This is a genomic window from Desulfovibrio porci (genome assembly GCF_009696265.1).
GTDB classification, from domain to species: domain Bacteria; phylum Desulfobacterota; class Desulfovibrionia; order Desulfovibrionales; family Desulfovibrionaceae; genus Desulfovibrio; species Desulfovibrio porci.
Window position 1 is genome coordinate 139,814 of the sequence record NZ_VUMH01000009.1, and the last position, 9,003, is coordinate 148,816.

The 9,003-nt window shown below is 60.4% G+C and carries 9 protein-coding genes; 6 read left to right on the forward strand and 3 right to left on the reverse strand.

All coding sequences use genetic code 11. The features are described 5' to 3' along the window. Nucleotides 1-3 precede the first annotated feature (3 nt). The 5 genes from ldhH to FYJ44_RS09945 all read left to right on the forward strand — a co-directional run bounded on the left by ldhH (nucleotide 4) and on the right by FYJ44_RS09945 (nucleotide 5,419). Nucleotides 4-2,157, forward strand: a complete 2,154-nt coding sequence (gene ldhH, locus FYJ44_RS09925) for an L-lactate dehydrogenase (quinone) large subunit LdhH (RefSeq protein WP_154511652.1) — start codon at nucleotides 4-6, stop codon at nucleotides 2,155-2,157. A gap of 397 nt (nucleotides 2,158-2,554) precedes the next feature. After that, nucleotides 2,555-4,243 carry an L-lactate permease gene (locus tag FYJ44_RS09930; protein ID WP_154511654.1) on the forward strand — a complete coding sequence of 563 codons (1,689 nt, stop codon included), beginning with the start codon at nucleotides 2,555-2,557 and terminating at the stop codon, nucleotides 4,241-4,243. Between the two features lie 59 nt (nucleotides 4,244-4,302). Then, nucleotides 4,303-4,701 (forward strand): fluoride efflux transporter CrcB, encoded by a 399-nt coding sequence (gene crcB, locus FYJ44_RS09935; RefSeq protein ID WP_154511656.1) that lies wholly within the window; start codon nucleotides 4,303-4,305, stop codon nucleotides 4,699-4,701. Nucleotides 4,702-4,744: 43 nt separating this feature from the next. Further along, the gene (locus tag FYJ44_RS09940; RefSeq protein ID WP_154511658.1) at nucleotides 4,745-5,098 is read left to right on the forward strand and encodes a hypothetical protein; all 354 of its coding nucleotides are present in this window, start codon (nucleotides 4,745-4,747) and stop codon (nucleotides 5,096-5,098) included. 3 nt (nucleotides 5,099-5,101) lie between these two features. Next, nucleotides 5,102-5,419 carry a DUF190 domain-containing protein gene (locus FYJ44_RS09945; protein WP_154511660.1) on the forward strand — a complete coding sequence of 106 codons (318 nt, stop codon included), beginning with the start codon at nucleotides 5,102-5,104 and terminating at the stop codon, nucleotides 5,417-5,419. 124 nt (nucleotides 5,420-5,543) lie between these two features. Here the strand turns inward: FYJ44_RS09945 and FYJ44_RS09950 are convergent, their stop codons facing one another. The 3 genes from FYJ44_RS09950 to FYJ44_RS09960 all read right to left on the reverse strand — a co-directional run bounded on the left by FYJ44_RS09950 (nucleotide 5,544) and on the right by FYJ44_RS09960 (nucleotide 7,984). Then, nucleotides 5,544-5,948: a hypothetical protein gene (locus FYJ44_RS09950; protein WP_154511662.1), complete on the reverse strand. Its 405-nt coding sequence runs from the start codon at nucleotides 5,946-5,948 to the stop codon at nucleotides 5,544-5,546. A gap of 154 nt (nucleotides 5,949-6,102) precedes the next feature. Next, a complete protein-coding gene (locus FYJ44_RS09955) occupies nucleotides 6,103-6,660 on the reverse strand; it encodes a hypothetical protein (RefSeq protein WP_154511664.1) in 558 nt (185 codons plus the stop codon). A 193-nt stretch (nucleotides 6,661-6,853) separates the two neighbouring features. Beyond that, on the reverse strand, nucleotides 6,854-7,984 hold the full coding sequence (locus tag FYJ44_RS09960) for an alpha/beta hydrolase family protein (protein WP_154511666.1): 1,131 nt from the start codon (nucleotides 7,982-7,984) through the stop codon (nucleotides 6,854-6,856). A 98-nt stretch (nucleotides 7,985-8,082) separates the two neighbouring features. Between FYJ44_RS09960 and FYJ44_RS09965 the strand changes: the two genes are divergently transcribed. Further along, on the forward strand, nucleotides 8,083-8,739 hold the full coding sequence (locus FYJ44_RS09965) for a DedA family protein (protein WP_154511668.1): 657 nt from the start codon (nucleotides 8,083-8,085) through the stop codon (nucleotides 8,737-8,739). The last annotated feature ends 264 nt before the right edge of the window (nucleotides 8,740-9,003 follow it).

The following is a 9,003-nucleotide window of genomic DNA, read 5'->3' on the forward strand; positions in this document are numbered from 1 at the left end:
GCCATGCATGAAGCGCCCAAATCTCTTTCCGATTACCGCAAGCAAATCGACGAGGCCTTGCAGGACGACTTCCTGCGACGCACTCTGGACACCTTTGCCGTGTCCTACCGGGCAAACCGCGAAGCCGTTTTCCAGGAAGTGGACGAGCGCGGCCTCATCGCCCAGATAGCCGAAGCCAAGGACTACGCCTGCCAGCACATGGAAGAACTCTACCAGCAGTTCAAGGAGCAGGCGGAAAAACGCGGCGTGCACGTGCACCGCGCGGCCACGGCCAAGGAAGCCAACGAGATTATCGCCCGCATCGCCAAGGAAAACGACGTCAAGCGGGTGGTCAAATCCAAATCCATGACCGCCGAGGAAATCCAGCTCAATCCCGCGCTGGAGGCCGAGGGCCTGATCGTGGATGAAACGGACCTGGGCGAATGGATCATCCAGCTGCGCCATGAAGGCCCGTCGCACATGGTCATGCCCGCCATCCACCTCTCGCGCTACCAGGTGGCCGACGACTTCACCAAGGCCACGGGCGAGAAGCAGGATTCGGACGTCCAGAAGCTGGTCAAGGTGGCCCGCGTGCAGTTGCGCCGCAAGTTCATCGCGGCGGACATGGGCATCAGCGGCTGCAACTTCGCCGTGGCCGAAAACGGGGCCGTGTCCACCGTGACCAATGAGGGCAACGCCCGCATGGTCACCACCCTGCCGCGCGTGCATGTGGCCATCGCGGGTCTGGACAAGCTGATTCCCACCCTGGACCAGGCCCTCACGGCCCTTCTGGTGCTGCCGCGCAACGCCACGGCCCAGCGTCTGACCTCTTATGTGACCTGGATGTGCGGGGCCGGTCCCTGCGCCGCCGCGCCGGGCAACAAAAAGATCATGCACGTGGTCTTTCTGGACAACGGCCGCACCGAAATCGCCAAAGACCCGCTCTTCTCGCAGATTTTCCGCTGCGTGCGCTGCGGGGCCTGCGCCAACGTCTGTCCGGTGTTCCGCCTGGTGGGCGGCCACAAGATGGGCTATATCTACATCGGCGCCATCGGCCTGATCCTGACCTATTTCTTCCACGGCAAGGACAAGGCCAAGGTGCTTTGCCAGAACTGCGTGGGCTGCGAATCCTGCGCCAATGTCTGCGCGGGCGGCATCGACCTGCCGCGCCTGATCCGCGAGATCCGCAGCCGCGTCACGGAAGAGCAGGGCGGCGGCGCCCAGGCGGCCCTGCTGGCCTCGGTGATGAAAAACCGCAAGCTCTTCCACAGCCTGCTCAAGTTCGCCAAATACGCCCAGAAGCCCTTTACCGGCGGCACCCAGTTCCAGCGGCATCTGCCGGCCATTTTCCTGGGCAAGCACGGCTTCAAGGCTCTGCCCGCCATTGCCAACAAGTCCTTCCGCGACCGCTGGCCGGAAATCGCGCCCAAGGCCCAGAACCCGAGCATGCGGGTGGCCATCTTCAGCGGCTGCGCCCAGGATTTCGTCTATCCCGAGCAGCTTGAAGCCTGCGTGAAGATTCTGGCGGCCAAAAATGTGGCTGTGGAATTCCCCATGGAGCAGACCTGCTGCGGCCTGCCCCTGGAAATGATGGGCCAGCGCAAAACCTCCATTGACGTGGCCAAACAGAACGTCCAGGCCTTCGCCGTGGGCAAGTATGACGCCATCATCACCCTTTGCGCCAGTTGCGCCTCGCACCTGAAGCACGTCTATCCGAAGATCCTGGCCGATGAGCCGGACGTCCTGACCCAGGCCAAGATCTTCGCGGACAAGGTCATCGACTTCAGTTCCTTTGTGCACGACAGGCTGGGTCTCAAGGCCGAGGACTTCACCAATTCCGGCGACAGGGTCACCTACCACGCCTCCTGCCACCTCTGCCGCGGCCTGGGCGTCAAGGAAGCCCCGCGCGAACTTATCGCGGACGCGGCCCAGTACGTGCCCTGCGAAGAAGAAGAGGTCTGCTGCGGCTTTGGCGGCACCTATTCCATGAAGTTCCCGGAAATCTCGGCCCAGTTGCTGGGCAACAAGCTGAAGAACATCCGCGAGACGCGCGCCGACCGCCTGGTGGTGGACTGCCCCGGCTGCGTCATGCAGTTGCGCGGCGGCGCGGAAAAAACCGGTCTGAACGTCAAGGTGCAGCATATCGCCGAGTTGTTGGCTGAAAACCTCAAACGTTAGGCGCTGCTTCTACATTGGCTTTTTTGCCTTCCGGCTGCGTCAAACTCGTTTTTTGCTCTGGTCGGGCATCATAAGGGTACGCTCCCGTCGCAAAAAATCGGTTTTTCTTGCCGGAAGGGCAAAAGACCGCAATTTAAAAACAACCCCGTGGAGGGGCGGCCCGGGCCGCCCCTCCACAAAAAAACGTCAAGGAAGAGCGCGCGGTTAGAAAGAAAAAAGCGACGCGCCCTTGCCTTGTTATAGCCTTTTACGTTATTCAAGGACAACTGGTATCAAAGGTACTTGCTCCGCGTGCCGGCGCGGAGGGAGCGGGACCGGCCTGGGGAAAACGCCGGGCGTTTTCAGTCTGATAAACGGCTTGTCCCGCGGACCCGGTTAACCAAGTAGGGAGGTCTTCATGTCTATTGGAATGCTGGCATTACTGGCGGTCATCCCCATTGTGGCGGCCCTTGTCCTGATGGTGGGCATGCGCTGGCCTGCCACGCGGGCCATGCCCGTGGCCTGGCTGGCCTGCGCGGTCTGCGGCCTGATCGGTTGGAAACTGGATGTCAAGTACCTGCTGGCGCTTTCCCTGCAGGGCGTGGTGGTCGCCGTGGGCGTGTTGATTATTGTCTTCGGCGCCATTCTTATTTTGTACACCCTTGAAAAAAGCGGCGGCATGGAGACCATCCAGCACGGCATGCAGAATGTGAGCCGTGACCGGCGTCTTCAGGCCATTATTATCGGCTTCATGTTCGGCGCGTTCATCGAAGGCGCGGCGGGCTTCGGCACGCCGGCCGCCCTGGCCGCTCCCCTGCTGCTGGCCCTGGGCTTCCCGGCCATGGCGGCCGCGGTCATCTGCCTTGTGTTCAACAGCGTGCCCGTCACCTTCGGCGCGGTGGGCACCCCGGTCATCGTGGGTTTCGGCTTTTTGAAAACACCGGTGGCCGAAGCCGTGGCCGCCAATCCCAACCTCCCTTTCAGCTCATATGACGGTTTCTGTAAGGCTGTGGGCGAGTGGGCCACCTTTATGCACGCCCCCATGGCCATCATTCTGACCATCTTCATGCTCGGCTTCCTGACCCGTTTCTTCGGCGCGGAAAAATCCTGGTCCATCGGTTTCCGGGCCTGGAAATACTGCGTGTTCGCCGCGGTCTGCTTCCTGATCCCCTATCTGCTCTGCGCTTGGCTGCTCGGCCCCGAGTTCCCCAGCATGCTCGGCGGCCTGCTCGGCCTGGCCGTGGTGGTCTGGGGAACCAAGAAGGGCTTCTGCGTGCCCAAGGACGTCTGGGGTTTTGCCCCGCACAGTGAATGGGATCCTACCTGGTCCGGCACCGTGCCTTTGAATACCAAGACCGAATTCCAGGCTCACATGAGCCAGTTCCAGGCCTGGCTGCCCTATGTGATCATTTGCGCTTTGCTGGTGATTTCCCGTGTGCCGCAACTGGGCCTCAAGGCCATGCTTTCCGCCCAGAAGCTGAGCTTCACCGACATCCTGGAATTCAAGGGCGTCAGCGCCAGCATTGATTACCTCTATGTGCCCGGCACCTTCTTCATCGTGGTGGCCCTGTTGACCATTCTGCTGCACAAGATGCCCGGCTCGGCCGTCAAGGAGGCCTGGGCCGAAAGCTTCCGCAAGATGAAGTCCCCGACCATCGCCCTGATCTTCGCCGTGGCTCTGGTGTCCATCTTCCGCGGTTCCGGCACCAACCCCGTGGGCGCGCCCTCCATGCCTCTGGCCCTGGCTGAGGCCGTGGCCGCCGCCGCCGGCAGCGTCTGGCCCATGTTGGCCGCGTTTGTGGGCGGTCTCGGCGCGTTCATTACCGGCTCCAACACGGTCTCCGACCTGATGTTCGGCGAATTCCAGTGGGGCATGGCCGCCACCCTGGAGCTGCCCCGCCAGATCATCGTGGCCGCTCAGGGCGTGGGCGGGGCCATGGGCAATATGATCTGCGTGCACAACATCGTGGCCGCCTGCGCCGTGGTGGGCCTCTCCGGCCGTGAAGGCGAGGTGCTCAAGCGCACCTTCTGGCCCTTCATGCTCTACGGCATTGTGGTGGGCATCATCTGCTGGGTGCTTATCTCCGCCAATCCCAATGTGTTCTAAATTCTGATCCACAGGAGTCCGGCCCCACCCGGGGCCGGACTCCGCTGCGGTACCCGGCCATGATCTCTTCTCTGCTTGCCATCTGCGCGGGCGCGTCGGCCGGAGCCGTCCTGCGCTGGCTGCTCGGCCTGGCGTTGAACCCCCTCTTTCCGACCGTGCCTCTGGGCACCCTGGCCGCCAATTGGCTGGGGGGCTATATTATCGGCCTGGCTCTCAGCCTGTTCGCCTTTTTTCCTTTTCTGGGCGCGGAATGGCGTCTGCTGGTGGTGACCGGCTTTCTGGGCGCGCTGACCACTTTTTCCACCTTCTCGGCGGAAGTGGCGACCCTGATCCAGCAGGGGCGGCTGCTCTGGGCCGGCGGAGCCGTGGCGCTGCATGTCTGCGGTTCTTTGCTTATGACGTTCCTGGGCATGGGCACCTTTGCCCTGATCCGATATTTCTGGGGTGTATGGCGTTGAGCATTGCAACTTTGAAACGGCAACATGTCAGAGCATTTCAAAGTTGAAATCCTCTGACGCCGTACACGGTGCGGCGCGCCGCGAGGCGGCGTGGATTCAGCCGAAAACCGTGTTTTTTCGGCTGAATGAACCTTTGAAAACACTCAGCTTTTCAAAGGTAATCTGCTCTCGAAGCGATTTGCCTGGGCTCGACCCCTCATTAAACAGCCGACAGCGAAAAGCTGAGTTTTTCAGTCGGCAAGGCGCAAAGCGGGAACTGGCTGAAGCTGTATTGGCATACCGCGAGGTCAATTTCCGCTTTACAACGCCGCTGCATGGAAAAAGAGGCTGCTTTGCAGCAGGCGCATTAACGAGGCTGAGCCTGAATGAGCGCTTGCGGAAACGGCGCGGAGGATGAGGTATGCGAGGCTGGCAACTGACGTTTTACACCCAGCAGGGCCGTAGCCACGGCACGCGCAGCATTGCAGAGTGGCTGCTGGCTGAGGCAAAACTGCTCGGCATCAGCGGCGCGACCATGAGCGTGGCTCAAGGCGGCTACGGACGGGACGGCAGGCTGCACTGGGCCGGTTTTTTCGAGTTGACCGGGCAGCCGGTGGAAGTAGCCATGGCCGTCAGCGACGAAGCGGCGGAACGCCTCTTTGCCCGTATCGCAACTGAGGGACTGCGCATTTTTTATACAAAAACGCCTGTGGAGTTCGGCATCACCGGCGAAGAATAAGCATGCCCCAGTGGTTAGCCGGGGCATGCGCCTGGTGACGAAAGATGCGGGACAGCCGTTTCGCTCGGGAAGTGCCCCCGTCAACCTGTGACGACTCCGCTCCCGCTGATTTGCTTGCCAGCCCCTAATGCGCGGGCAGCGACGGAATGCGCCACCAATACCAGAGACTGACCAGGGTATTGTCCTGCGGCTGCCACTCGCCGCAATGTTCAAAATGGTACAGAACCTGCTTTTCGATGGCGCTCAGGGGGCGGTCCGGATTTTCGTGCTGCCTGAGCCGGAAAAAGATAGCCAGACATTCAAAAAGACTGAAGCAGTCTTCGTCGCCGGCGATACCCGTTCCCAGAAGCTTGACGAACTCCTGATAAAAGGGGTTTCCCTCCGGCACGCAAGCGTCAAAATCCGCAGTATGTTCCATGAGAAATTTCAAGCCCTGACAGAACAGCAGCTGGGTCGGCTCCGACGAAACATGCGCCACGCGTGCCGAGTATAATTTTTCCATATCGTCCTGATATGTGGAAAGGGGCATAGTTTCGCTCCTGTGCGTCTAATTTCCTGTGGATTATATGTAACCTTTTATAAAAATCCACATTTTTTATGTGTAATGCGATATGCATGAAAAATCAAACAGTTAACTCTTGCTATGGACAGAAAAAGTTGTCGTCGGACAGCGCATGTCGCCGCTAGTTCAGGCTGCGGCGAGGTTGCAGATACTGCGGCTGAAAAAACAGACGGTATCGTTTGACCGGGGAAAGATGGGTCGGTTTGGCTACCTGCCCTTCAATGGAGAGAGGTTTGTCAGAGAGGCCGAAGGGCTGGAGTTGACCCGGCGAAGGCGCAGCGCGCGCAAAACCCTCTCCGGTGAGATAAATCACCGGCATACTGCTTGCGGCGCTGCCCGCCATCAATACCGTGCCGCCGTCCGAAGGCCTGCTGCCCGCACTGTTCCGCGCCGCTGTGGCGTTGAGCAGGCTGGGCATGCGCACATCGGTGCGCCGCAGCACCTCCAGAAAATCATTGCCCGTGCGCCCTACGAAAGTCAGCAGAGATGAGCCGTCGTCGGACACCAGCAGACTGACGGGCATGGTGCCGCCATGAATGCCCATATATGCGGACCGCGCTCCAGCGGGCATGGTCACCCAGCCGTCGCGGGCTTCCGCGCCATCGACCGAACCCGCCGCACACAAACGCGGGCAAAGCAGGGCCAGCAGGCATAGCATGTAAATGCTTAATTTTTTCATGCTGTTATATAAAATCACAGCCGACCTTGTCAGGCGTCTTTTCCGCGCCCGTCCCGGAGCCGGTCGGGGGGAGTAGAGAAGTCCGCAAGCCGGTTTTTTAACGTGAAACGGACTCTGAAAACTTCTATGTACGGTGTGAGGCTAGTGGTTCGCACTAGCCTTGTCAAGCGGCTCGTGTGGCTGCGTGAGGCGCTCAGCGGGTGCGCCGCTGCCGGGGGCGCGGCGCGGGCGCGGTGGGTTGAGCCTGCGGTTGAGGCGACGGCGTCAGATCCGGCGGCGGCGGAATTGTAGGCAGATTTTTGCCGCTGCCCAGAAAATGCAGAAAAAAGTCATTCAGCGCGTCATCCATACGCTGATGTATGACGTTGCGCTCCTCCGGACTGACGGAACGACAAAGTTCGGGCAACTCGGCGGCGAGAGATTCCGGACAGGGAGACATCAGGGCGCCGGTATCCGCGTCCGGCAGGCTCATATAGCGGGCCTTGCCGTTCATCAGCCGGGCGATGGCGTCAGCGTGCAGGCCGGGCCGGTTCATGGCGTCGCGCTCGGCGGCGATCAGCAGCAGCGGGGGATGGAAATAGCGGAACGAGGCGGGGCTGAACAGCATGCCGAAGCCGGGGGCCACGGCGGCCACCGCCTTGATGCGGGGATCGGCCAGGCTCTTCGTCAGCGGCAGGCTCCGGCAGACGGCGTCCACCCTGTCTCTGGCCCAGCGGTTGCAATAGATGTCCTGCCGCCCGGCCTTGGCGCAATAGTCCGGCCAGGAAATGCAGTCGGGCAGGGCGCCGCCCAGCAGCAGCGCGGCGGTGCCGCCGGCGCCGAAGCCCAGCAGACCGATACGATTTTTGTCGATACTGGCGGCAAGCTCCGGATCATTCAGCAGGAGGTCGATGGCCCCTGAAAGCTCTTTGGTCCGGTTCTCCAACTGCCGCCAGGTGAAGAGCAGGCTCATGTCATCCATGCAGTCCTGGGCATGCGTGGGCGCTGCCACCACAAATCCATAGGAAGCCAGCCTGGCGGCGGTGTCATGGTAGGAAAAGCGCGTGCCCGGCGAAGCATGGGACAGCAGCAGAAGCGGAAAGCGTCCTTCCACGGCTTTGCCGTTGCGCGCCGCGGTAATAGTCCAGGGCGCGTAGTTAAGTTCGCGCGGGGGGCGGATGCTGGGATACCAGATATTCACGTCCAGGCGCAGGTTGGTGTCCGCCGACCATTGTCCCAGCGTGCGAAAGCCCACCTGGTAGGAGTCGGCCGCCACGGCAACGCGGGCCGGAACAAAGACCTGGAACAAAAGCAGCAGAATGAAAACGAGGCGGCGTATGGGCATGGCCGTTGTTGTGCCATAAGCCGGCTTGCGGTACAAGGGTCGGGCCGGAGCGCGGGGTCGACCGCTGTGAAACCCGGCGCGCAAGGAGAACCTCCCGGATGGAAATGATCAGTTATTTTCTGGATTTTGTGCTGCACATCGACGTTCATTTGTTTGAACTGGTGGAGCAGTACGGGCTCTGGGTTTATGCCATTCTGTTTGTCATTGTTTTCTGCGAAACCGGCTTGGTGGTCACCCCTTTTCTGCCTGGGGATTCTCTGCTTTTCGCTTCCGGCGTGGTGGCGGGCGCGGGCCTCATGGGCTACGGCGAAATCATGCTGGTGCTGCTGGCCGCCGGCATTCTGGGCGATGCCGCGAACTACTGCATCGGGCGGCATGTGGGACCAGCCATCTTCGCCCGTGAAAACCGCTTCATCAAGAAAGAACATCTGCTCAAAGCCCACCATTTTTATGAGCGTCATGGCGGCAAGGCCATTGTGCTGGCGCGCTTCGTGCCCGTTGTGCGCACCTTCGCGCCCTTTGTGGCCGGTATCGCCCTGATGCACCCCACCACCTTCTTTTTCTTCAATATTACCGGCTGCATCCTCTGGGTGGGCGGACTCGTGTCCGCGGGCTTTTTTTTGGGCAACCTCGCCTGGGTGCGCGAGAATTTCAGTATTATCGTTTATCTTATAATTGTTGTTTCCGTGTTGCCGGTGGCCATTGAGTTGGTTCGGGCCAAATGGGGCGGCGGGAAAAAGAGCGGCCGGGCCTGAACCTCGGATAACCACGCGAACGGACCGGCATGTGATGAGAATTGCGCACTTAGGCAAGTAGCTTACAGGATACACATCGTTTGAAATGGATTGTCGCCTAGTTGCGACATGGCGACACATTTCATTATTCCACCTCTTAGGCTCAGGACTCATTATTTACAAGAAGTAGAAAAGTTGGTTGGTTATGTCCATGGAGGGTGCAATGAGCCAACTTTTCTATCTTTCCTCTGAGCAGCTTGAACGGATCAAACCGTTCTTTCCGCT